This is a genomic window from Pseudomonas sp. P129 (assembly GCF_020312195.1).
Lineage (GTDB): Bacteria > Pseudomonadota > Gammaproteobacteria > Pseudomonadales > Pseudomonadaceae > Aquipseudomonas > Aquipseudomonas fragariae.
Genome location: NZ_JAGPYS010000001.1, coordinates 526,605 through 549,593 on the forward strand (window position 1 = coordinate 526,605; position 22,989 = coordinate 549,593).

Consider the following 22,989-nt stretch of genomic DNA (forward strand, 5'->3'; position numbering starts at 1 on the left):
CTATGAATAGCGGCTTTACCCACATCACCGTGCTGCTTGAAGAAGCCGTGGAGGCTCTCGCGGTGCGCTCCGATGGCTGCTATCTGGACGGCACGTTCGGACGTGGCGGGCATAGTCGTCTGATACTCAGCCAGCTGGGCCCCGATGGTCGGCTTCTGGGATTCGACAAGGACCCTCAAGCGATTGCCACCGGGCAAGCGCTAGCGGCCGAAGACGGCCGCTTTGTCATTGTGCAGCGCAGCTTTGCCGAATTGGGATCCGAAACTCAGGAGCGCGGTTTGGCCGGCAAGGTCAGTGGCATTCTGCTGGATCTGGGCGTGTCGTCCCCGCAGCTGGATGATCCAGAGCGCGGTTTCAGCTTCATGAACGACGGTCCTCTGGATATGCGCATGGACCCCGCCCGTGGCGTAAGCGCCGCCGAGTTCATCGCAACTGCACCGGCTGAAGAAATTGCCCGCGTCTTCAAGGAATACGGCGAAGAGCGGTTTGCCAAGCGGATGGCCAATGCGGTCGTTGCGCGTCGCGAAGTCCAGCCTTTCGAGCGCACAGCCGATCTGGCAGAAGTGCTCAAGGTCGCCAACCCTGCCTGGGAAAAGGGCAAGAATCCGGCAACGCGTGCCTTTCAGGGCCTGCGTATTCACGTAAACAACGAACTGGGCGATCTGGAAGCCGGCCTCGAAGCGGCACTGGATGCGCTGGAAGTGGGTGGCCGCCTGGTCGTCATCAGCTTTCACTCGCTGGAAGACCGCATCGTCAAGCTGTTCATGCGCAAGCTCGCCAAGGGCGAAGCCGACAACATGCCGCGCAATCTGCCGATCCAGTTCAAACCGTTCGAACCGAAAATCAAAATTCACGGCAAGGCTCAATTCGCCTCGGATGCCGAAACCAAAGCCAACCCGCGCTCGCGCAGTGCTGTCATGCGTGTAGCGGAGAAGCTCAGGTGAGCCGTCTGTTTCTGAAGCCTCTGCCCGGCGGCAGTTTCATTATGCTGCTGCTGTTCATTGCTGTCCTGATTTCGGCGATTGGCGTTTCCTATAGTGCACATTGGAATCGTCAACTGCTCAACTCGCTGTATTCGGAAATGAGCGTGCGCGACAAGGCGCAGGCAGAGTGGGGCCGGCTGATTCTTGAGCAGAGCACCTGGACTGCGCATAGCCGTATCGAAACTCTGGCCACCGAACAGCTGAAGATGCGCATCCCGAGCGCTGCCGAAGTGCGGATGGTGGCGCCATGATGAAGCTCGATGGCGCTCTTTATCCGTGGCGCTTTCGCGTAGTCGTAGGGCTGCTGGTGTCCCTCGTGCTCGCCATTTGCTGGCGCATTGTCGACCTGCAGGTCATCGACCATACCTTTCTCAAGGAACAGGGCGATGCACGCAGCCTTCGGCATATCCCTATTCCGGCGCACCGTGGCCTGATCACCGACCGTAACGGCGAGCCGCTGGCCGTCAGTACGCCGGTGACCACGCTGTGGGCCAACCCGCGTGAAATGCAGCAGGACAAGTCCAAGTGGCCGATGCTGGCCGCCGCGCTGGGCCAGGATCTCAAGGCATTGACCGAGCGTCTGGACTCGCAAGCGAACAAGGAATTCATCTACCTGGTCCGTGGCCTGACGCCGGAACAGGGCCAGTCGGTCATCGATCTGAAAGTGCCCGGCGTTTACGGCATCGAAGAGTTCCGCCGCTTTTATCCGGCCGGCGATGTCACTGCACACATGGTCGGCTTTACCGACCTTGACGACCATGGCCGGGAAGGCGTCGAGCTGGCGTATGACGACTGGCTCGCCGGTGTGCCCGGCAAGCGTCAGGTCATCAAGGACCGGCGCGGTCGACTGATCAAGGATGTTCAGGTCACCAAGAATGCCAAGGCCGGAAAGACCTTGGCTTTGTCTATTGACCTGCGCCTGCAGTACCTGGCGACCCGTGAACTGCGCAATGCCATCGTCGAGAACGAGGCCAAGGCCGGCAGCATGGTGATCATGGACGTCAAGACCGGTGAGGTTCTGGCGATGGTCAACCAGCCCACCTATAACCCGAACAACCGTCGCACCATGGTGCCTGCCGCCATGCGCAACCGGGCCATCATCGACGTGTTCGAACCCGGTTCGACCATGAAGCCGATCTCCATGACCGCAGCGCTGGACAGTGGCCGCTGGAAGCCTACCGACAAGGTCGAGGTTTATCCGGGCACCCTGCAGATCGGCAAGTACACGATTCGTGACGTGACCAAGACCGAAGGCCCGATCCTCGATCTGACCGGCATTCTGATCAACTCCAGTAACGTCGGCATGAGCAAGGTTGCGTTTGATGTGGGCGGTGAGGCGATCTTCCGTGCCATGCAGCGCGTCGGTTTCGGTCAGTACACCGGCCTCGGCTTCCCTGGCGAGCGCGTCGGCAACCTGCCCAACTACCGCGAATGGCGCAAGGCCGAAACCGCCACGCTGTCCTATGGCTACGGTCTGTCGGTCACGGCCTTGCAGCTGGTGCATGCCTACGGCGCGCTGGCCAACAATGGCCGCATCGTGCCGTTGACCATCCTGAAAACAGATAAAGAGCCGGAGTCGACCCAGGCCATTCCGGAGAAAACCGCGAAGACCCTGCAAGGCATGTTGCAGCAGGTTATCGAGGACCCACGCGGCGTCTATCGCGCCCGTGTGCCGTCCTACCACGTTGGCGGCAAGAGTGGTACGGCGCGCAAGACGTCCATTGGCACCAAGGGCTATGCGGAAAATTCCTATCGCTCGCTGTTCGCCGGTTTCGGCCCGATGAGTAACCCGCGTTACGCCATCGTGGTTGTCATCGACGAACCGAGCAAGGGTGGTTACTACGGTGGTCTGGTTTCGGCCCCGGTATTCAGCAAGGTCATGTCCGGCACGTTGCGTCTGATGAACGTGACGCCGGACAACCTTGCGCCACCCGAACAAGTCAACGCCGCACCGGCAGCCAAAGGAGGGCGTGGTTGATGGCATTTAATCTGAGCAAGATTTTCGCTCACACCGACCGCGATGCGCTGATTCGCGAGTTGACCCTCGACAGCCGCAATGTGCGCCCGGGCGACCTGTTTCTGGCAGTGCCGGGCATCAAGGTCGATGGCCGCGCGCATATCGCCGACGCGCTCAAGCGTGGCGCAGCTGCCGTAGCCTATGAAGTCGAAGGGTCGACCGTGCTGCCGATCACCGACGTGCCGCTGATCCCGGTCAAGGGGCTCGCCGGGCAGTTGTCCGCCATCGCCGGTCGCTTCTATGGCGATCCGAGCCGCAGTCTGAATCTGGTCGGTGTTACCGGCACCAACGGCAAGACCAGCGTGACCCAACTGGTGGCCCAGGCGCTTGATGTCCTCGGCCAGCGTTGCGGGATCGTCGGTACCTTGGGCACCGGTTTCTACGGCTCGCTGCAAAGCGGTCGCCACACCACGCCCGACCCGATTGCCGTGCAGGCGACGCTGACCGACCTGAGAAAGGCCGGTGCGCGCGCAGTGGCGATGGAAGTCTCGTCCCACGGTCTTGATCAGGGACGCGCTACGGCGCTGGCCTTTGATGTGGCGGTGCTGACCAATCTGTCCCGTGACCATCTGGATTATCACGGCACCATGGAGGCCTACGCTGCCGCCAAGGCGAAGCTGTTCGCATGGTCCGATCTGAAATGCCGGGTGATCAACCTGGATGACGACTTCGGTCGTGAACTGGCCGCGGTCAAACAAGAGTCGCGGTTGATCACCTACAGCCAGCTGGACAGTTCGGCCTACCTGTATTGCCGCGATGCGAAGTTCGATGACGATGGCGTGCGTGCCACGCTGGTCACGCCGCAGGGCGAGCATTTCCTGCGCAGCAGCCTGCTGGGTCGTTTCAACCTGAGCAATGTGCTGGCTGCGGTCGGCGCGCTGCTGGGCCTGGATTACGCGCTGGATGAAATTCTCAAGGCGCTGCCGAAACTCGAAGGCCCGGTCGGACGCATGCAGCGTCTGGGTGGTGCCGACAAGCCTCTGGTGGTCGTGGATTACGCGCACACCCCGGACGCGCTGGAAAAAGTACTTGAAGCACTGCGCCCGCACGCCAAGGGCCGCTTGTTGTGCCTGTTCGGCTGCGGCGGTGATCGTGACCGTGGCAAGCGTCCGTTGATGGCTGGAGTGGTCGAGCGTCTGGCCGACGGCGTATGGGTCACTGATGACAATCCGCGCTCCGAATCGCCTGTCAGTATTTTTGACGATATACGCCCTGGCTTCGTTGCTGCGGACAAGGTGCGTTTCATCGAAGGTCGCGGTCAGGCCATTGCCGAGCTGATTGCCAGCGCCAATGCTGATGACGTGGTGGTGCTTGCTGGCAAGGGCCACGAGGACTACCAGGAAATCAACGGTCAGCGGCAGCCGTTCTCCGATTTGCAAGAAGCCGCCAGTGCGCTTGCCGTATGGGAGCCTGCGAATGCTTAAGCCAATGACCTTCCGCGAACTGGTTGTACCACTCGACGCCCGTCTGGTCGGCGGCGACTGCAGCTTTGCCGGCGTGAGCACCGACAGTCGTGGCATCCAGCCTGGGCAACTGTTCGTGGCCCTGACCGGCCCGCGTTTCGACGGTCATGAATACCTCGACCAAGTGGCTGCCAAAGGTGCGGTCGGTGCGCTGGTCGAGCGCGAAGTGCAGGGCGCCGCCTTGCCGCAACTGGTCGTGCTGGATACCCGCAAGGCACTTGCCCAGCTGGGTGCCATGAATCGCAATGCGTTCGTCGACCGGCCGGTTGCTGCCGTCACCGGGTCGAGTGGCAAAACCACGGTCAAGGAGATGCTCGCGAGCATCCTGCGCACGCGCGGGCCTGTGCTGGCGACCCGAGGCAACCTGAACAACGAATTGGGCGTTCCACTGACGCTGCTGGAACTGGCTCCCGAATACACGTCCGCTGTGATCGAACTGGGTGCATCGCGGGTTGGCGAGATTGCCTACACCGTGAGCCTTGCCAAGCCGCACGTCGCCATGATTACCAACGCCGGCACCGCCCATGTTGGCGAGTTTGGCGGCCCGGACAGGATTGTCGAAGCCAAGGGCGAGATTCTGGAAGGTCTCGACGCGGGTGGCACTGCAGTCTTGAACCTGGAAGACAAGGCGTTTCCGATCTGGCGCAAGCGCGCCGGCAATCGCAATGTCCTGACCTTCGCGCTGACCGACTCTGCGGCGGATGTGTACGCCAGCGAGCTTAGCCGTGATGCTCGGGGCTGCCCGGGCTTTATCATCAACAGCCCGCTCGGCACCGCCCGGGTTCAGCTGAACCTGCTCGGCACGCACAACGTTTCCAACGCCCTGGCCGCTGCGGCTGCCGGCTGCGCAATGGGTGTGCCGCTGGAAGGGATCGTTACCGGGCTGAACAACGTGCAGCCTGTCAAGGGCCGTGCCGTGGCGCAAATCGCCAGCAATGGCACGCGCGTCATTGATGATACCTACAACGCCAACCCTGCCTCGATCAACGCGGCCGTCGACATCCTCACCGGCTTCACCGGTCGTACCGTACTGGTGCTGGGCGATATCGGCGAGCTGGGCGACTGGGCCGAGCAGGGCCATCGCGAAGTCGGTGCCTATGCCGCTGGCAAGGTGTCGGCGCTGTATGCCGTCGGCCCGTTGATGACTCACGCCGTCAGCGCCTTTGGCGAGCACGCTTACCACTTTGCCAGTCAGGCTGAACTGATTGCGGCGCTGAGCGCCGAGCAGGACCCCGATACCACTTTACTGATCAAGGGCTCGCGTAGCGCTGCGATGGAACACGTCGTGGCTGCCTTGTGCGGTTCTAGCCTGGAGAAACATTAATGCTGCTGCTGTTGGCCGAGTTTTTACAACAGTTCTACAAAGGCTTCGCGGTCTTTCAGTACCTGTCATTGCGCGGGATTCTTGGCGTGCTCACTGCACTGACGCTGTCACTGTGCCTGGGGCCGTGGATGATCCGCACCCTGCAGATGCGTCAGATCGGTCAGTCGGTGCGTAACGACGGTCCGCAGTCGCACCTGTCCAAGTCCGGCACGCCGACCATGGGCGGGGCGCTGATCCTGTCGTCCATTGGTATCAGTACGTTGCTGTGGGCTGACCTGAGCAACCGTTACGTGTGGGTCGTGTTGCTGGTGACCTTCCTGTTCGGCGCGATCGGTTGGGTCGATGACTACCGCAAGGTGATCGAAAAGAATTCGCGTGGCCTGCCGAGCCGCTGGAAGTATTTCTGGCAGTCGGTATTTGGCCTCTGTGCCGCGATCTTCCTTTATACGACTGCACCGTCGGCAACCGAAACCACGCTGATCGTGCCGATGCTCAAGGATGTGCGCATCCCGCTGGGTATCGGTTTCATCGTACTGACCTATTTCGTGATCGTCGGCTCCAGCAACGCAGTCAACCTGACTGACGGCCTGGACGGTCTGGCGATCATGCCAACGGTGATGGTGGGCGGTGCATTGGGCATCTTCTGCTACCTGTCAGGTAACGTGAAATTCGCTGAATACCTGCTGATTCCCTACGTTCCGGGGGCGGGCGAGCTGATTGTGTTCTCTGGCGCGCTGATTGGCGCCGGGCTGGGGTTCCTCTGGTTCAACACGTATCCGGCGCAGGTGTTCATGGGCGACGTCGGTGCGCTGGCGCTCGGCGCGGCGCTGGGCACCATGGCGGTGATCGTTCGTCAGGAAATGGTCCTGTTCATCATGGGCGGCGTGTTCGTGATGGAAACCCTTTCAGTGGTCATTCAGGTTGCGTCTTTCAAACTTACCGGCCGCCGCGTATTCCGCATGGCGCCGATCCACCACCACTTTGAACTCAAAGGCTGGCCCGAGCCACGTGTGATCGTCCGTTTCTGGATCATCACCGTGATTCTGGTGCTCATTGGCCTTGCCACGCTGAAACTGAGGTAGAACGAGTGTCCCTGATCGTTTCCGACCGCTTCCGCATTGTCGTGGGTCTAGGCAAAAGCGGCATGTCTCTGGTTCGCTTCCTGGCGAACCAGGGCGTGTCCTTTGCTGTGGCCGACACGCGGGAGAATCCCCCTGAGCTGGCGACCTTGCGTCGCGACTATCCGCAGGTGGAAGTGCGTTGTGGCGAGCTGGACGTGGATTTCCTCTGCCGTGCCGATGAGCTGTATGTCAGCCCCGGTCTGGCCCTGGCGACCCCGGCCCTGCAGCAGGCGCACGCACGCGGCGTCAAACTGTCGGGCGACATCGAACTGTTCGCGCGTTACGCGAAGGCGCCGGTGATTGCCATTACCGGTTCGAATGCAAAAAGCACCGTGACCACGCTGGTCGGCGAGATGGCCGCTGCCGCTGGAAAGCGTGTGGCGGTGGGCGGCAATCTCGGCACTCCGGCGCTGGACCTGCTCAGCGATGAGGTCGAGCTGTACGTGATGGAGCTCTCCAGCTTTCAGCTCGAAACCACCGACCAGCTCAATGCTGAAGTGGCGACCGTGCTGAATATCAGCGAAGACCATATGGACCGCTACAGCGGCCTGCCTGCCTACCACCTGGCCAAGCACCGGATTTTCCGTGGCGCGCGGCAAGTGGTGGTCAATCGTCAGGATGCGCTGTCCCGTCCGCTGATTGGCGAAGGCCTGCCGTGCTGGACATTCGGCCTCAACAAGCCCGACTTCCATGGTTTCGGCCTGCGTGAAGAGAGCGGCGAAAAGTACCTGGCGTTCCAGTTTGAAAACCTCATGCCGGTGCGTGAGCTGAAAGTGCGCGGTGCGCACAACCAGGCCAACGCGCTTGCAGCCTTGGCGCTCGGGCATGCAGTCGGCCTGCCGTTCGACGCCATGCTCGCCAGCCTGCGTGAATTCACCGGCCTGGAGCATCGCTGCCAGTGGCTGCGCGAGCACGAAGGCGTTGATTACTACAACGACTCCAAAGCCACCAATGTCGGTGCCGCACTGGCTGCCATCGAAGGGCTGGGCTCGGATATCGACGGCAAGCTGGTGCTGATCGCCGGCGGCGATGGCAAAGGCGCTGACTTCAGCGGTTTGCGTGCGCCAGTCGCCAGGCATTGCCGCGCGGCGGTACTGCTTGGGCGTGATGCCGAGCTGATTGCCCAGGCATTGGGCGACGCCGTTGCGCTGGTGCGTGTCGATACCGTCCAGGCGGCTGTCGAGCACAGCGCAAAACTGGCGCAACGTGGCGACGCCGTATTGCTTTCTCCTGCATGCGCCAGTCTGGACATGTTCAAGAATTATGAAGAGCGCGGACGTGTGTTCGCGCAGGCAGTGGAGTGCTTGTCATGATCTTCGGTGTGATCAAGCCTTATCCATCGCCACTGATCAGCGGGCGCGGCATCGACCTCGATTTCCCGATGCTGGTCGGCTGCCTGGCGCTGCTCGGCCTTGGCCTGGTAATGATTACCTCGGCTTCTTCGGAAGTGGCCGCAGTGCAGTCGGGCAACACGCTGTACATGATGACCCGTCACCTGGTTTATCTGCTGATCGGCCTGGGTGCCTGCGGCGTGACCATGATGATTCCGGTGGCCACCTGGCAGCGCCTGGGCTGGATGATGCTGCTCGGTGCGTTCGGCCTGTTGCTGCTGGTACTGGTGCCTGGGATCGGGCGTGAGGTGAACGGTTCGATGCGCTGGATCGGCTTCGGCGCGTTCAACGTGCAGCCCTCGGAAATCGCCAAGGTGTTTGTGGTGATCTTCCTTGCTGGTTACCTGATCCGTCAGCAGCAGGAAGTTCGCGAAAGCTGGATGGGTTTTTTCAAGCCGTTCATCGTGCTGCTGCCGATGGCCGGTCTGCTGCTCATGGAGCCTGACTTCGGTGCCACCGTGGTCATGATGGGCGCGGCGGCGGCCATGCTGTTTCTTGGCGGGGTCGGCCTGTTCCGCTTCTCGCTGATGGTGGTACTGGCGGTCGCTTCCGTGGTGGTGCTGGTCCAGGCCCAACCTTACCGGATGGCGCGTCTGACCAACTTTACCGACCCGTGGGCCGACCAGTTCGGTTCCGGCTATCAATTGACCCAGGCGCTGATCGCCTTCGGTCGCGGCGAGTGGTTCGGCGTCGGGCTGGGCAACAGCGTGCAGAAGCAGTTCTATCTGCCGGAAGCGCACACCGACTTCGTGTTCTCGGTCCTTGCAGAAGAGCTGGGCGTCGTGGGTTCGCTGATCACCGTCGCGCTGTTCCTGTTCGTCAGTATTCGCGGCATGTACATCGGCATGTGGGCCGAGCGCGCCAAGCAGTTCTTCGGTGCCTACGTGGCCTACGGTCTGTCGTTCCTGTGGATCGGTCAGTTCCTGATCAACATCGGTGTGAACGTCGGCTTGCTGCCCACCAAGGGCCTGACCCTGCCGTTCCTCAGCTACGGCGGCAGCTCGCTGGTGATCTGCTGCGCGAGCCTCGGGCTGCTGCTGCGCATCGAGTGGGAATCGCGCAACAACATGGGCAGTGAAGAGGCCGAGTTCAAGGAAAGCGACTTCGCCGAGGACACGCCCCATGGACGCTAACGTGCTGATCATGGCGGGCGGGACCGGCGGGCATGTATTCCCGGCGCTGGCCTGTGCCCGCGAGTTCCAGGCACGCGGCTACAAGGTCCATTGGCTGGGCACGCCGCGCGGTATCGAAAACGAACTGGTACCGCAGGCCGGTCTGACGCTGCACCTGATCAACGTCACCGGTCTGCGTGGCAAGGGCCGCTTGTCGCTGCTCAAGGCGCCTTTGATGTTGCTCAAGGCGCTGATGCAGGCACGCAAGGTCGTGCGTCAGGTGAAACCGGTCTGCGTGGTCGGCTTTGGTGGCTACGTCACCGGCCCCGGCGGTCTGGCGGCGAAGCTGGCTGGCGTACCGTTGATCATTCACGAGCAGAACGCCGTGGCCGGTACCGCCAACCGCAGTCTGGCGTCGTTCGCCAGCCGGGTGTGCGAAGCGTTCCCGAACACTTTTGCGGATTCGTCCAAGCGTCGCACCACCGGCAACCCGGTGCGTGTCGAGCTGTTTCTGGAAACACCGCGTCAGGCACTGGCCGGACGCAAGGCTCGTCTGCTGGTACTGGGGGGCAGCCTGGGCGCGGAGCCGTTGAACAAATTACTGCCCGAGGCGCTATCTCAGCTGCCTCAGGACATCCAGCCCGAAGTCTTTCATCAGTCGGGCAAGAATCATGACGCAGTCACCGCCGAGCGCTATCGCAACGTGGGCGTCGAGGCGCAGGTTGCGCCGTTCATCCAGAACATGGCCCAAGCCTATGGCTGGGCCGATCTGGTGGTCTGCCGCGCAGGCGCATTGACCATCAGCGAACTGGCCGCCGCCGGCCTGCCGTCGTTGCTGATACCGCTGCCCCACGCGATTGATGACCATCAGTCACGTAACGCTGACTATCTGGCTCGCGAAGGCGCAGCCTTCGTCATGCCGCAAGCGACAACTGGCGCCGCCGAGATGGCAGCACGCCTGAAAGAGGTTTTGATGCAACCCGAACAATTGAACAGCATGGCCCGCACTGCACGCAGCCTGGCCAAGCCTGATGCAACCCGCACCGTCGTCAACGTCTGCGTGGAGGTGGCCCATGGTTGAGAATCAACGCGCCATGCCACAACCTGAAATGCGCCGTATCCGTCGTATCCATTTCGTCGGTATCGGCGGCGTAGGCATGTGCGGGATCGCTGAGGTGTTGTTGAACCTGGGCTACGAAGTCTCGGGCTCCGACCTGAAGGGTTCGGCCGTGACCGAGCGCCTGGAATCGTTCGGCGCGCAGATTTTTGTCGGCCATCGTGCCGAGAACACCATCGGTGCCGACGTACTGGTGGTGTCCAGCGCCGTCAACACCTCCAACCCGGAAGTGGCCACTGCCCTGGAGCGTCGCATCCCGGTCGTACCGCGTGCCGAGATGCTCGCCGAGCTGATGCGTTATCGCCACGGCATCGCCGTTGCCGGTACGCACGGCAAGACCACCACCACCAGCCTGATCGCCTCGGTGTTCGCTGCTGGCGGCCTGGACCCGACCTTCGTGATTGGCGGCCGTCTCAATGCGGCAGGCACCAATGCGCAGTTGGGCACCAGCCGCTACCTGATCGCCGAAGCCGATGAAAGCGACGCCAGCTTCCTGCACCTGCAGCCTCTGGTCGCAGTGGTCACCAATATCGACGCCGATCACATGGCGACCTACGAAGGCGACTTCAACAAACTGAAGAAGACCTTTGTCGAGTTCCTGCACAACCTGCCGTTCTACGGGCTGGCGGTGATGTGCATCGACGATCCGGTGGTGCGTGAAATTCTGCCGCTGGTCAAGCGTCCGACTCTGACCTACGGCTTCAGCGAGTCTGCCGATATACGTGCAATCAATGTGCGTCAGGACGGCATGCTGACCTTCTTCACCGTACTGCGCCGCGACCGTGAGCCGCTGGATGTGTCGGTAAACATGCCCGGCAATCACAACGTACTCAACTCGCTGGCGACCATCGCCATTGCCACCGATGAGGGCGTCAGCGACGAGGCCATCGTTCAGGGCCTTTCCGGGTTCCAGGGCGTCGGTCGGCGCTTCCAGGTTTACGGCGAGCTGCCGGTCGATGGTGGTCACGTGATGCTGGTCGATGACTACGGTCACCACCCGCGCGAAGTCGCTGCGGTTATCAACGCTGTGCGCGGCGGCTGGCCTGATCGTCGTCTGGTGATGGTTTACCAGCCACACCGTTTCAGCCGCACCCGTGACCTGTACGACGACTTCGTGCAGGTCCTGGCCGAAGCCAATGTTCTGTTGTTGATGGAGGTCTACCCGGCCGGTGAAGAGCCTGTTCCCGGTGCGGACAGCCGCAACCTGTGCCACAGCATTCGTCAGCGCGGCCAACTGGACCCGATCTACATCGAGCGCGGTGTCGAGCTGGCGCCGTTGGTCAAGCCGTTGCTGCGTGCCGGCGACATCCTGTTGTGTCAGGGCGCCGGTGACATCGCTGGTCTCGCACCGCAGTTACTCAAAAGCCCGCTGTTCGCCGGTGCCAAAGTGGCCTCCACCGAAGGGAAGCTGAAATGACAGCCGTTGCCCAGTCGTCCCTGCGCTCGACACTCGAGCCGAAAAGCTTCGGCCGTGTCGCCGTGCTCTTCGGTGGCAAGAGTGCCGAGCGTGCGGTCTCGCTGAACTCGGGTAATGCCGTGCTCGGCGCGTTGCTCGAGGCTGGTGTGGATGCGTTCGGCATCGATGTGGGCGATGACTTCCTGCAGCGACTGGTCAGCGAGAAAATCGACCGTGCCTTTATTGTTCTGCACGGACGCGGCGGTGAAGACGGCACCATGCAAGGCCTGCTGGAATGCCTGGAAATCCCTTATACCGGCAGTGGCGTACTGGCTTCTGCGCTGGCGATGGACAAGCTGCGCACCAAGCAGGTCTGGCAGAGTCTCGGCCTTGCTACACCGGCGCATGCCGTTCTTGAAAACGAGAGTGATTGTATTTGCGCGGCGACGGAACTGGGCTTGCCTTTGATCGTCAAACCGGCCCATGAAGGTTCAAGTATCGGTATGGCAAAGGTGAACAGCGTCGATGAATTGATCGCCGCATGGAAAGCCGCCAGTACCTACGATTCGCAAGTATTAGTCGAACAATGGATTCAGGGACCTGAGTTCACTGTGGCGTCTCTGCGTGGCCAGGTGTTGCCTCCCATCGGCCTGGGCACTCCTCACAGTTTTTATGATTACGATGCCAAGTACCTGGCGTCCGATACCCAGTACCGGATTCCGTGCGGACTTGGCGATGCGCAGGAACAGGAACTCAAACAACTTGCAGCACGTGCTTGCGATGCCATTGGCATTGCAGGGTGGGCGCGCACGGATGTCATGCAGGACGCACAAGGCAAGTTCTGGTTACTGGAAGTCAATACTGTACCGGGCATGACCGATCACAGTCTGGTGCCTATGGCGGCCCGTGCGGCAGGTCTGGATTTTCAACAACTGGTGTTGGCGATCCTGGCCGACAGCGTTCAGGCGAGGGGTTAAGGCATGTACGGCCCGTCGACACGTCCTCAGCCACCTGCACCCGGCCGCAACAAGCCGGTGCCGCGCGGCGCCAGCCGTATGGTGGCCAAGGAGCCCTTGTCGGCGCGCCTGCCCAAGGCCAACTTCAGTTTTCTGAAGCGTCTGCTCTGGCCTGTGCTGTTGGTGGTTCTGGGCTTCGGTACTTATGAGGCGGCACAGCGTCTGCTGCCGTACGCCGCCCGCCCGATCACCCGCATCAACGTGCAGGGCGATTTGAGTTACATCAGCCAGCAGGCTGTGCAGCAGCGGATTGCGCCTTATGTGGCGTCGAGCTTTTTCAAGATCGATCTGGCGGCCATGCGCACCGAGCTTGAGCAGATGCCATGGATCGCGCACGCCGAGGTCCGTCGTGTATGGCCGGATCAGGTAGTGATTCGTCTTGAAGAGCAGTTGCCGGTTGCCCGTTGGGGCGATGAAGCGCTGCTGAATAACCAGGGGCAGGCTTTCACACCGCGTGAACTGTCCAATTACGAACATCTTCCCCAGTTGTTCGGCCCGCAGCGGGCCCAGCAGCAGGTGATGCAGCAGTATCAGGTGTTGAGTCAGATGTTGCGCCCGCTGGGCTTCTCCATCGTGCGCCTGGAACTGCGCGAGCGTGGCAGCTGGTTCCTGACAACAGGTGCCGGTAGTGCTGGCCCGGGTATCGAATTGTTGCTTGGACGCGACCACCTTGTCGAAAAAATGCGCCGCTTCATCGCGATTTACGACAAAACGCTGAAAGACCAAATAACGAATATCGCGCGCGTCGACTTGCGTTACTCCAACGGCCTTGCGGTCGGTTGGCGCGAACAGGCAGCGCCGGCGACGGAAAAACCCGCCGTCGCGAAGAATTGATAAGAGGCAGGACCATGGCAAATGTGCAAAGCGGCAAAATGATCGTCGGGCTGGATATCGGTACCTCCAAGGTGGTGGCACTGGTAGGCGAAGTCGCGGCCGATGGCTCGCTGGAAATCGTGGGTATCGGTACCCATCCCTCCCGCGGCCTGAAAAAGGGCGTGGTGGTGAATATCGAGTCGACCGTGCAGTCGATCCAGCGCGCAATCGAAGAAGCTCAGCTGATGGCCGGCTGCCGTATCCACTCGGCATTCGTGGGCGTTGCAGGCAGCCACATTCGCAGCCTGAACTCGCACGGCATCGTGGCGATTCGTGATCGCGAAGTCAGCTCTGCGGACCTGGAGCGTGTGCTCGATGCTGCTCAGGCGGTGGCCATTCCTGCCGACCAGCGCGTGTTGCACACCCTGCCTCAGGATTACGTGATCGATAACCAGGAAGGCGTGCGCGAGCCCCTGGGCATGTCCGGCGTGCGTCTGGAAGCCAAGGTCCACGTGGTGACCTGCGCAGTGAACGCGGCGCAGAACATCGAGAAGTGCGTGCGTCGCTGCGGTCTGGAAGTCGACGACATCATCCTCGAGCAGCTGGCCTCGGCGTATTCCGTGCTGACCGATGACGAGAAAGAACTGGGTGTCTGCCTGGTGGACATCGGCGGCGGCACCACCGACATCGCGATCTTCACCGAAGGCGCCATTCGCCACACGGCGGTCATCCCGATTGCGGGTGACCAGGTGACCAACGACATCGCCATGGCGTTGCGCACTCCGACCCAGTACGCCGAAGAAATCAAGATTCGTTATGCCTGTGCGCTGGCCAAGCTGGCCGGTGCAGGCGAAACCATCAAAGTGCCGAGCGTGGGCGACCGTCCACCTCGCGAGCTGTCGCGTCAGGCCCTGGCCGAAGTGGTAGAGCCTCGTTACGACGAGCTGTTCACCCTGATCCAGGCCGAACTGCGCCGCAGCGGCTACGAAGACCTGATCCCGGCTGGCATCGTGCTGACCGGGGGCACAGCGAAAATGGAAGGTGCGGTCGAACTGGCCGAGGAAATCTTCCACATGCCGGTCCGCCTGGGCGTACCGCACAGCGTCAAAGGGCTCGCTGATGTTGTGCGCAACCCGATCTACTCAACCGGCGTAGGTCTGTTGATGTACGGGCTGCAAAAACAATCGGATGGCATTTCGCTGTCCGGGATTGTCGGCAACAGCAGTTACAGCGACGAAACCAAGGCACCGGTGCTTGAGCGTATCAAGCGTTGGGTGCAGGGCAATTTCTAGGTTTCAACGTTCAACGGTTTCATAGCTTCAGATTCAGGGCTTCACCAGCAATATCGGCAGGCAGTAGGCAAAACTAACTAGAAAGCGGAAGGAGAGAGAAAATGTTCGAACTCGTAGACAACGTCCCGCAAAGCCCGGTTATCAAGGTTATCGGCGTAGGCGGTGGTGGCGGCAACGCTGTCAATCACATGGTCAAGAGCAACATCGAAGGCGTGGAATTCATCTGCGCCAACACTGATGCTCAAGCGCTGAAAAACATCGGCGCGCGGACCATTCTGCAGCTGGGCACCGGCGTGACCAAAGGCCTTGGCGCTGGCGCCAACCCTGAAGTCGGTCGTCAGGCCGCACTGGAAGATCGTGAGCGCATTGCAGAAGTTCTGCAGGGCACCAACATGGTTTTCATCACCACTGGCATGGGCGGCGGTACCGGTACCGGTGCAGCACCGATCATTGCTGAAGTGGCCAAGGAAATGGGCATTCTGACGGTCGCAGTCGTGACCCGTCCGTTCCCGTTCGAAGGTCGCAAGCGTATGCAGATCGCCGATGAAGGCATCCGCATGCTGTCCGAAAGCGTCGACTCGTTGATCACCATCCCCAACGAGAAGCTGCTGACCATCCTCGGTAAAGACGCCAGCCTGCTGTCGGCTTTCGCCAAGGCTGACGATGTACTGGCCGGTGCCGTTCGCGGTATCTCCGACATCATCAAGCGTCCGGGCATGATCAACGTCGACTTCGCCGACGTGCGTACCGTGATGAGCGAAATGGGCATGGCGATGATGGGCACTGGCTGCGCCAGTGGTCCTAACCGTGCACGTGAAGCGACTGAAGCGGCCATCCGCAACCCGTTGCTCGAAGACGTCAACCTGCAGGGCGCTCGCGGCATCCTGGTCAACATCACTGCCGGTCCTGACCTGTCTCTGGGTGAGTACTCGGACGTGGGTAGCATCATCGAAGCGTTCGCTTCCGAGCACGCGATGGTCAAGGTCGGTACTGTTATCGATCCGGACATGCGTGACGAGTTGCACGTGACCGTGGTTGCCACCGGCCTGGGCGCGAAAATCGAGAAACCTGTCAAGGTCATCGACAACACGTTGCAGACCACCCAGCAGGCTCCTGCACAGCAGGCGTCCCGCCAGGAAGCACCGTCGGTCAACTACCGTGACCTGGATCGTCCTACCGTGATGCGCAATCAGGCACACGCAGGCGCTACAGCCGCGGCGAAGATGAATCCCAACGATGATCTTGATTACCTGGACATCCCGGCTTTCCTGCGTCGTCAGGCCGATTGATGAAATGTATCAGGGGTATTAGGGTGATTGGTGTTCAGCAAAGGCATGGTCTGCTATCATCGCCAGCCTTTGTTGATACCAGTTCGCAACTTGCGCTGAAGCGGCCCATGCCATGATAAAACAACGCACCCTGAAAAATATTATCCGTGCCACAGGTGTAGGCCTGCACTCCGGGGAGAAGGTTTACCTGACCCTCAAGCCCGCACCTGTGAATACCGGCATTGTGTTTTGCCGAGCTGACCTTGATCCCGTCGTGCAGATCCCTGCGCGTGCGGAAAACGTCGGTGACACCACTCTGTCGACCACTCTGGTCAATGGTGATGTCAAAGTCGACACGGTAGAACACTTGCTCTCGGCCATGGCTGGCCTTGGCATCGATAACGCCTACGTCGAGCTCTCTGCCTCCGAAGTTCCTATCATGGACGGCAGCGCAGGCCCTTTCGTATTCCTGATTCAATCGGCAGGCCTGGAAGAACAGGACGCGCCGAAGAAATTCATCCGTATCCTGCGTGAAGTCACAGTGGAGGAGGGCGGTAAACGCGCTACCTTCGTGCCTTTCGAAGGGTTCAAGGTCAGTTTCGAGATCGATTTCGATCACCCCGTCTTCCGTGACCGCACCCAGAGTGCAAGCGTGGACTTTTCCAGTACTTCCTTCGTGAAGGAAGTCAGCCGTGCCCGGACCTTCGGGTTCATGAGTGATATCGAGTACCTGCGCAAGCACAACCTCGCACTCGGCGGCAGCGTGGAAAACGCCATCGTGGTCGACAAGGACGGTGTACTGAACGAAGACGGCCTGCGGTACGAGGACGAATTCGTCAAACACAAAATCCTCGACGCCATCGGTGACCTCTACCTGCTGGGCAACAGCCTGATAGGTGAGTTCCGGGGTTTCAAATCGGGGCATGCACTGAACAACCGTCTGCTGCGCACGTTGATCGAGCAGAAAGACGCTTGGGAAGTGGTGATTTTCGAGGATGCCAGTACGGCACCAATTTCTTACATGCGCCCTGTCGCGGCCGTGTAAGCAAGCTTTACTCTCTTTCCTTTTGTTCTTTAAAGGCTGCCCTCGGGTGGCCTTTTTTTATGGGTTTATTCAGGGAAAGTCAGTGCTCGTGGAGGTCTTGCAGCGATCAGGCAGGGTTACTTCCTGTCCTTTGCATGGCTGGCCAGTCGTTCAAGTGCGGCACGCAGGCGTGGATCGGTGATGCCTTCGGCGGTGGCCTGAATGTTTTCGGCAGCCACTGCCGACAGGTCGATCGTGTGCGTGGCCGCCCCGCGTGGCGCTTCGGGCGGCTGCACCTTGAACACGATGCGGGTCAGGTTGATGAATTCGTCGAAGGCCATCATTTGCCGGTGCAGGCGTTTCTGCTGGTAGCGCAGGCGCGTGGCCCAGTGACCGTCCGTCACGATCAGCAACAAGGTGCCCTCGCGCCACGAGGCCACGCGACAATGCTCGCGAGCCGCAGGCTGCAGCTGGCTTTCGAGCAGGCGCTGCAGGTGGCTGAGGCGTTCGGCGTGGCGAAATATAGCCTTCAGGGGCTTGGCTTCACGCAGCAGAACAGCGGGCGGGCGGGCGTTCAGAGGACGAAAGGCCATGGAGGGATGCCTGGGTAACAAGATGAACATCTTAACAGAAAGCGTTCTGACGGCTGCTTTTCAGGGCATTTCCGTGCTTTCATATGCAAATCAATGAGTAACTTCCCCGGATAACGGGTTGAAGTGCTTGAAAATGGCCCCATTGTAAACCTGCCCCGTCACAGCGCTGTGCCAGCATCGTGGAATAACGCCACTTTCCTCACCATCGTTTCCGGGTAGAATGCTCGTTCGCATGCGGCCATCTGGGCTGCACGGGCGACTCACGGGGCCGCCCTCCATTCCTATGTGTGGAAGATCCTGTCGATATGTTTGCGCCTTTGTTGAAAAAACTTTTTGGAAGCAAGAACGAGCGTGAAGTAAAACGCATGCTCAAGACGGTACAGATCGTCAATGCCTTCGAAGAGCAAATGGTGGCCCTTTCGGACGAGCAACTGCGCGCCAAGACCGAAGAGTTCAAGGCCCGCATAGCCAAAGGCGAGACCCTCGATCAATTGCTCCCGGAAGCCTTTGCTGTCGCTCGTGAAGCGGGCAAGCGCGTCATGGGCATGCGCCACTTCGACGTCCAGTTGATCGGCGGCATGACCCTGCACGAAGGTCAGATCGCGGAAATGCGTACCGGTGAAGGTAAAACCCTGGTCGGTACGCTGGCTGTCTACCTCAACGCATTGTCCGGCAAGGGCGTTCACGTGGTTACCGTGAACGACTACCTCGCTCGCCGCGATGCCAACTGGATGCGTCCGCTGTACGAATTCCTCGGCCTGACCGTAGGCATCGTCACGCCATTCCAGCCGCCAGAAGAGAAGCGCGCCGCCTACGCTGCCGATATCACGTACGGCACCAACAACGAATACGGTTTCGATTACCTGCGCGACAACATGGCGTTCAGCATGGACGACAAGTTCCAGCGTGAACTCAATTTTGCCGTGATCGACGAAGTCGACTCGATTCTGATCGACGAAGCGCGTACGCCGCTGATCATCTCCGGTCAGGCTGAAGACAGCTCCAAGCTGTACACCGAAATCAACCGCCTGATCCCCAAGCTCGAGCAGCATATCGAGGAAGTGGAAGGCGAAGTCACCAAGCCGGGTCATTTCACCGTTGACGAGAAAACCCGTCAGGTCGAACTGAACGAAGCCGGTCACCAGTTCATCGAGGAAATGCTCACCGAAGTCGGCCTGCTGGCCGAAGGCGAGAGCCTCTACTCGGCGCATAACCTGGGCCTGCTGACTCACGTCTATGCCGGTCTGCGTGCGCACAAGCTGTTCAACCGCAACGTCGAATACATCGTTTCGGACGGTCAGGTGCTGCTGGTCGACGAACACACCGGCCGGACCATGCCGGGCCGTCGTCTGTCCGAAGGTCTGCACCAGGCCATCGAAGCGAAGGAAGGTCTGAACATCCAGGCTGAAAGCCAGACCCTGGCATCGACCACGTTCCAGAACTACTTCCGTCTGTACAACAAGCTGTCCGGCATGACCGGTACCGCCGACACCGAAGCGTTCGAATTCCACCAGATCTACAACCTGGCCGTCATGGTCATCCCGCCGAACAAGCCTTTGGCGCGTAAGGACTTCAACGACCTGGTCTATCTGACGGCGGAAGAGAAGTACGCCGCCATCGTCACCGACATCAAGGCCTGCATCGCGGAAAACCGTCCGGTACTGGTCGGTACGGCGACCATCGAAACTTCCGAGCACATGTCCAATCTGCTCAACAAGGAAGGCATCGAGCACAAGGTTTTGAACGCCAAGTTCCACGAAAAGGAAGCGGAAATCATTGCGCAGGCCGGTCGTCCGGGTGCGTTGACCATCGCCACCAACATGGCCGGTCGTGGTACCGACATCCTGCTGGGCGGCAATTGGGAAGTCGAGGTCGCCAATCTGGAAGACCCGACTCCCGAGCAGATCGCACAGATCAAGGCTGACTGGCAGAAGCGCCATCAGCAGGTGATCGAAGCGGGCGGCCTGCATGTCATCGCTTCCGAGCGTCACGAATCGCGTCGTATCGACAACCAGCTGCGCGGTCGTGCCGGCCGTCAGGGCGACACCGGCTCCAGCCGTTTCTACCTGTCGCTCGAAGACAGCCTGATGCGCATCTTTGCCTCTGACCGGGTGAAGAACTTCATGAAGGCGCTGGGCATGCAGTCCGGCGAAGCGATCGAGCATCGCATGGTGACCAACGCCATCGAAAAAGCGCAGCGCAAGGTGGAAGGTCGCAACTTCGACATCCGCAAACAGTTGCTTGAATTCGATGACGTGGCCAACGAGCAGCGTAAAGTGATTTATCACATGCGTAACACGTTGCTGGCTGCCGAGAACATTGGCGAGACCATTGCCGACTTCCGCGAGGAAGTGCTCAACAACCTGATCAGCCAGCACATTCCGCCACAGTCGCTGCCGGAGCAGTGGAATGTTGCAGGCCTGGAATCGGCGCTCAATACCGACTTCGCGGTTCAACTGCCGATCCAGCAGTGGCTCGACGAAGACGACAAGCTGCACGAAGACAGCCTGCGCGAAAAAATCATGGCGCAGTTGCTGGTGGCGTACAACGAGAAGGAAGACCAGGCCAGCGCCGAAGCGCTGCGCTCCTTCGAGAAGCAGATCCTCCTGCGCGTGCTGGACGACCTGTGGAAAGATCACCTGTCGACCATGGACCACCTGCGTCACGGTATTCACCTGCGCGGCTACGCTCAGAAGAACCCGAAGCAGGAATACAAGCGCGAGTCCTTCACGCTGTTCCAGGAACTGCTCGACTCGATCAAGCGCGACACCATCCGTGTGCTCTCGCATGTTCAGGTTCGTCGCGAAGATCCAGAGGAAGAAGAGGCACGCCTGCGTCAGGACGCCGAAGAGCTGGCCAGTCGCATGCAGTTCGAACACGCGCCTGCCCCGGGCATCGAGCAACCGCTGCTCGACGAAGAGGGTGGCGAAGCGCCTGTTGCCGTTGCATCCGAGCCGGTTCGCAACGACCAGAAGCTGGGTCGCAACGAGCTGTGCTGGTGTGGTTCGGGCAAGAAATTCAAGCACTGTCACGGCCAGATCAACTAAGCCTTTGACCGTGTAATACCTGCGCCGCGACCGGCTTGCCCGTCGCGGCGTTTTTTCATTGAGCGCCGTACCGATGCGGACGGCGCCACACTCCATGAGGAGCACCCCGATGGCTGTTGGTCTTGGTCCTTTGCCTGCGTTGCACCCGGTTCCCGGTTTTGAACTTGGCATTTCTTCTGCCGGCATCAAACGCCCGGGGCGCAAGGATGTTGTGGTCATGCGCTGTGCCGAAGGCTCCAGCGTTGCCGGTGTATTCACCTTGAATGCGTTCTGCGCAGCGCCGGTCATTCTGGCCAAACAGCGCGTCCAGGGCACTGTGCGTTATCTGTTGACCAACACCGGCAATGCCAATGCGGGCACCGGCGAGCCGGGTCTGGTTGCGGCGCGTCGTACTTGCGAGAAGCTGGCGCAACTGACTGGCGTCGATGCTTCGGCGGTGCTGCCCTACTCGACGGGCGTGATCGGCGAGCCGCTGCCGGTGGAAAAGATCGAAGGCGCTCTGCAAGCCGCGATCGATGATCTGTCTGTGGATAACTGGGCCGCTGCGGCGACCGGGATCATGACCACCGACACCCTGCCCAAAGGCGCCAGCCGTCAGTTCAGCCATGACGGCGTGACCGTCACTGTGACCGGCATCAGCAAGGGCGCAGGCATGATTCGCCCGAACATGGCGACCATGCTCGGTTACATCGCCACCGACGCCAAAGTGGCGCAGAGCGTGCTTCAGGACCTGATTCGTGACGGCGCCAACAAGTCGTTCAACCGCATCACCATCGATGGCGACACCTCGACCAACGATTGCTGCATGCTGATCGCCACCGGTCAGGCTGACCTGCCGGAAATTACCGAGGCCAAAGGCCCGTTGTTCGAAGCGTTGAAGAAAGCGGTGTTCGACGTGTGCATGGAGGTCGCTCAGGCCATCGTGCGTGACGGTGAAGGTGCGACCAAGTTCGTGACCGTGGAAGTCAACGGTGGCGGCAATCACCAGGAATGCCTGGACGTCGGCTATGCCGTGGCCCACTCGCCGCTGATCAAGACCGCGCTGTTTGCCTCCGACCCGAACTGGGGACGTATCCTGGCGGCGGTCGGCCGTGCCGGCGTGCCGGATCTGGACGTGAGCAAGATCGACGTATTCCTGGGGGGCGTATGCATCGCCAGCCAGGGCTGCCGCGCCACGACCTACACCGAAGAGCAGGGCTCGGCGGTCATGGCCGAAGAAGAAATCACCATCCGTATCGAGCTGGGCCGCGGCGATTGCAGCGAAACGATCTGGACCACCGATCTTTCTCACGAGTACGTGAAGATCAATGCGGAATACCGCACCTGATTCAATGCCCGGCGCGCCGGCATCCTGTCTTCGCGCCGGGCTCAATGGAGCTGAACCATGAGCCTGCATCTGATTATCGGCGACAAACGCTACTCCTCCTGGTCGCTGCGTCCCTGGCTGGTGCTGGAAATGACCGGTGCTCCGTTCACCGATCAGGTTATCCGCCTCAATCAGCCTGACACCCGCGCGAACATTCTCAAGTATTCACCGACCGGCAAGGTCCCTGCGTTGCAGTGCGAGCACGGCACGATCATCGATTCGCTGGCCATTTGCGAATACCTGGTCGAACGTTTTCCGGACGCCGATCTGTGGCCGAGCGACACCGCCGCACGTGCCCAGGCGCGTTCTGCCTGCGCGCAGATGCACAGCGGCTTTGTCAGCCTGCGTTCGAACATGCCGATGGACCTGCGTCAGGATCAGGCACTGGAAGTGATTCCGGTCGATACCCAGAACGACATCGACCGTATCGTCGAACTGTGGGCCGAATGCCGCACTGCGGCGGCCGAAAGCGGTCCGTTTCTGTTCGGCAAGCCGAGCATTGCCGATGCGTTCTTCGCGCCGGTGGCGATTCGTCTGCGCAGCTATCGTGTCGAGTTACCCGCAGAAGCGCTGGCTTACATCGAAACCATCTACCAATGGCCTGCCTTCAAACGCTGGCAGCAGGCCGGTCTGGAGGAGTCCTGAT

General features: G+C 60.6%; 19 protein-coding genes. 18 read left to right on the plus strand and 1 reads right to left on the minus strand.

From position 1 onward, the window contains the following. Positions 1-2 precede the first annotated feature (2 nt). The 15 genes from rsmH to lpxC all read left to right on the plus strand — a co-directional run bounded on the left by rsmH (position 3) and on the right by lpxC (position 17,358). Positions 3-944: a 16S rRNA (cytosine(1402)-N(4))-methyltransferase RsmH gene (rsmH, locus tag KBY02_RS02395; protein ID WP_225649963.1), complete on the plus strand. Its 942-nt coding sequence runs from the start codon at positions 3-5 to the stop codon at positions 942-944. Beyond that, a complete protein-coding gene (gene ftsL / locus KBY02_RS02400) occupies positions 941-1,234 on the plus strand; it encodes a cell division protein FtsL (RefSeq protein WP_003340690.1) in 294 nt (97 codons plus the stop codon). The genes rsmH and ftsL overlap by 4 nt, the downstream gene beginning before the upstream one ends. Continuing rightward, on the plus strand, positions 1,234-2,961 hold the full coding sequence (locus KBY02_RS02405; RefSeq protein ID WP_010427469.1) for a peptidoglycan D,D-transpeptidase FtsI family protein: 1,728 nt from the start codon (positions 1,234-1,236) through the stop codon (positions 2,959-2,961). Before ftsL ends, KBY02_RS02405 begins: the two co-directional genes overlap by 1 nt. After that, positions 2,961-4,424, plus strand: a complete 1,464-nt coding sequence (locus tag KBY02_RS02410; protein ID WP_024638353.1) for a UDP-N-acetylmuramoyl-L-alanyl-D-glutamate--2,6-diaminopimelate ligase — start codon at positions 2,961-2,963, stop codon at positions 4,422-4,424. The genes KBY02_RS02405 and KBY02_RS02410 overlap by 1 nt, the downstream gene beginning before the upstream one ends. Beyond that, positions 4,417-5,787 carry a UDP-N-acetylmuramoyl-tripeptide--D-alanyl-D-alanine ligase gene (locus KBY02_RS02415; RefSeq protein WP_225649739.1) on the plus strand — a complete coding sequence of 457 codons (1,371 nt, stop codon included), beginning with the start codon at positions 4,417-4,419 and terminating at the stop codon, positions 5,785-5,787. The genes KBY02_RS02410 and KBY02_RS02415 overlap by 8 nt, the downstream gene beginning before the upstream one ends. Beyond that, a complete protein-coding gene (gene mraY, locus KBY02_RS02420) occupies positions 5,787-6,869 on the plus strand; it encodes a phospho-N-acetylmuramoyl-pentapeptide-transferase (RefSeq protein ID WP_003313553.1) in 1,083 nt (360 codons plus the stop codon). The genes KBY02_RS02415 and mraY overlap by 1 nt, the downstream gene beginning before the upstream one ends. A gap of 5 nt (positions 6,870-6,874) precedes the next feature. Beyond that, positions 6,875-8,221 carry a UDP-N-acetylmuramoyl-L-alanine--D-glutamate ligase gene (gene murD, locus KBY02_RS02425; protein WP_225649740.1) on the plus strand — a complete coding sequence of 449 codons (1,347 nt, stop codon included), beginning with the start codon at positions 6,875-6,877 and terminating at the stop codon, positions 8,219-8,221. Continuing rightward, on the plus strand, positions 8,218-9,432 hold the full coding sequence (gene ftsW / locus KBY02_RS02430; RefSeq protein ID WP_003418789.1) for a putative lipid II flippase FtsW: 1,215 nt from the start codon (positions 8,218-8,220) through the stop codon (positions 9,430-9,432). Before murD ends, ftsW begins: the two co-directional genes overlap by 4 nt. After that, the gene (murG, locus tag KBY02_RS02435) at positions 9,422-10,492 is read left to right on the plus strand and encodes an undecaprenyldiphospho-muramoylpentapeptide beta-N-acetylglucosaminyltransferase (RefSeq protein WP_003406015.1); all 1,071 of its coding nucleotides are present in this window, start codon (positions 9,422-9,424) and stop codon (positions 10,490-10,492) included. Before ftsW ends, murG begins: the two co-directional genes overlap by 11 nt. Then, positions 10,485-11,945 carry a UDP-N-acetylmuramate--L-alanine ligase gene (murC, locus tag KBY02_RS02440; protein WP_003406013.1) on the plus strand — a complete coding sequence of 487 codons (1,461 nt, stop codon included), beginning with the start codon at positions 10,485-10,487 and terminating at the stop codon, positions 11,943-11,945. Before murG ends, murC begins: the two co-directional genes overlap by 8 nt. After that, positions 11,942-12,901: a D-alanine--D-alanine ligase gene (locus KBY02_RS02445; RefSeq protein WP_011268844.1), complete on the plus strand. Its 960-nt coding sequence runs from the start codon at positions 11,942-11,944 to the stop codon at positions 12,899-12,901. Before murC ends, KBY02_RS02445 begins: the two co-directional genes overlap by 4 nt. 3 nt (positions 12,902-12,904) lie before the next feature. Beyond that, positions 12,905-13,774 (plus strand): cell division protein FtsQ/DivIB, encoded by an 870-nt coding sequence (locus KBY02_RS02450; protein ID WP_225649741.1) that lies wholly within the window; start codon positions 12,905-12,907, stop codon positions 13,772-13,774. 14 nt (positions 13,775-13,788) lie between these two features. After that, on the plus strand, positions 13,789-15,045 hold the full coding sequence (gene ftsA / locus KBY02_RS02455) for a cell division protein FtsA (RefSeq protein ID WP_003364017.1): 1,257 nt from the start codon (positions 13,789-13,791) through the stop codon (positions 15,043-15,045). A 101-nt stretch (positions 15,046-15,146) separates the two neighbouring features. Beyond that, positions 15,147-16,334: a cell division protein FtsZ gene (gene ftsZ / locus KBY02_RS02460; protein ID WP_002555041.1), complete on the plus strand. Its 1,188-nt coding sequence runs from the start codon at positions 15,147-15,149 to the stop codon at positions 16,332-16,334. A gap of 112 nt (positions 16,335-16,446) precedes the next feature. Next, positions 16,447-17,358, plus strand: a complete 912-nt coding sequence (gene lpxC, locus KBY02_RS02465) for a UDP-3-O-acyl-N-acetylglucosamine deacetylase (RefSeq protein WP_225649742.1) — start codon at positions 16,447-16,449, stop codon at positions 17,356-17,358. A gap of 116 nt (positions 17,359-17,474) precedes the next feature. On the opposite strand, the gene KBY02_RS02470 is transcribed toward lpxC, so the two are convergent. Further along, positions 17,475-17,930, minus strand: coding sequence for a DUF721 domain-containing protein (locus tag KBY02_RS02470; protein WP_003313540.1), 456 nt, complete (start codon positions 17,928-17,930; stop codon positions 17,475-17,477). Positions 17,931-18,235: 305 nt separating this feature from the next. Between KBY02_RS02470 and secA the strand changes: the two genes are divergently transcribed. The 3 genes from secA to KBY02_RS02485 all read left to right on the plus strand — a co-directional run bounded on the left by secA (position 18,236) and on the right by KBY02_RS02485 (position 22,988). Continuing rightward, entirely contained in the window at positions 18,236-20,977 is a 2,742-nt protein-coding gene (secA, locus tag KBY02_RS02475) for a preprotein translocase subunit SecA (RefSeq protein WP_053275758.1), read from the plus strand. A gap of 109 nt (positions 20,978-21,086) precedes the next feature. Next, positions 21,087-22,304, plus strand: coding sequence for a bifunctional glutamate N-acetyltransferase/amino-acid acetyltransferase ArgJ (gene argJ / locus KBY02_RS02480; RefSeq protein ID WP_024643112.1), 1,218 nt, complete (start codon positions 21,087-21,089; stop codon positions 22,302-22,304). A 57-nt stretch (positions 22,305-22,361) separates the two neighbouring features. Beyond that, complete coding sequence (locus tag KBY02_RS02485) at positions 22,362-22,988, plus strand: glutathione S-transferase family protein (protein ID WP_024660849.1); 627 nt, start codon at positions 22,362-22,364, stop codon at positions 22,986-22,988. Position 22,989 lies beyond the last annotated feature (1 nt).

Coding starts and splice junctions, on each gene's coding strand:
- ftsW (WP_003418789.1), top strand. CDS start 8,218: ATGATCTTCGGTGTGATCAAGCCTTATCCATCGCCACTGATCAGCGGG.
- argJ (WP_024643112.1), top strand. CDS start 21,087: ATGGCTGTTGGTCTTGGTCCTTTGCCTGCGTTGCACCCGGTTCCCGGT.
- lpxC (WP_225649742.1), top strand. CDS start 16,447: ATGATAAAACAACGCACCCTGAAAAATATTATCCGTGCCACAGGTGTA.
- KBY02_RS02405 (WP_010427469.1), top strand. CDS start 1,234: ATGAAGCTCGATGGCGCTCTTTATCCGTGGCGCTTTCGCGTAGTCGTA.
- KBY02_RS02450 (WP_225649741.1), top strand. CDS start 12,905: ATGTACGGCCCGTCGACACGTCCTCAGCCACCTGCACCCGGCCGCAAC.
- KBY02_RS02485 (WP_024660849.1), top strand. CDS start 22,362: ATGAGCCTGCATCTGATTATCGGCGACAAACGCTACTCCTCCTGGTCG.
- KBY02_RS02470 (WP_003313540.1), bottom strand. CDS start 17,930: ATGGCCTTTCGTCCTCTGAACGCCCGCCCGCCCGCTGTTCTGCTGCGT.
- ftsA (WP_003364017.1), top strand. CDS start 13,789: ATGGCAAATGTGCAAAGCGGCAAAATGATCGTCGGGCTGGATATCGGT.
- secA (WP_053275758.1), top strand. CDS start 18,236: ATGTTTGCGCCTTTGTTGAAAAAACTTTTTGGAAGCAAGAACGAGCGT.
- KBY02_RS02410 (WP_024638353.1), top strand. CDS start 2,961: ATGGCATTTAATCTGAGCAAGATTTTCGCTCACACCGACCGCGATGCG.
- KBY02_RS02445 (WP_011268844.1), top strand. CDS start 11,942: ATGACAGCCGTTGCCCAGTCGTCCCTGCGCTCGACACTCGAGCCGAAA.
- KBY02_RS02415 (WP_225649739.1), top strand. CDS start 4,417: ATGCTTAAGCCAATGACCTTCCGCGAACTGGTTGTACCACTCGACGCC.
- murC (WP_003406013.1), top strand. CDS start 10,485: ATGGTTGAGAATCAACGCGCCATGCCACAACCTGAAATGCGCCGTATC.
- rsmH (WP_225649963.1), top strand. CDS start 3: ATGAATAGCGGCTTTACCCACATCACCGTGCTGCTTGAAGAAGCCGTG.
- ftsZ (WP_002555041.1), top strand. CDS start 15,147: ATGTTCGAACTCGTAGACAACGTCCCGCAAAGCCCGGTTATCAAGGTT.
- murG (WP_003406015.1), top strand. CDS start 9,422: ATGGACGCTAACGTGCTGATCATGGCGGGCGGGACCGGCGGGCATGTA.
- mraY (WP_003313553.1), top strand. CDS start 5,787: ATGCTGCTGCTGTTGGCCGAGTTTTTACAACAGTTCTACAAAGGCTTC.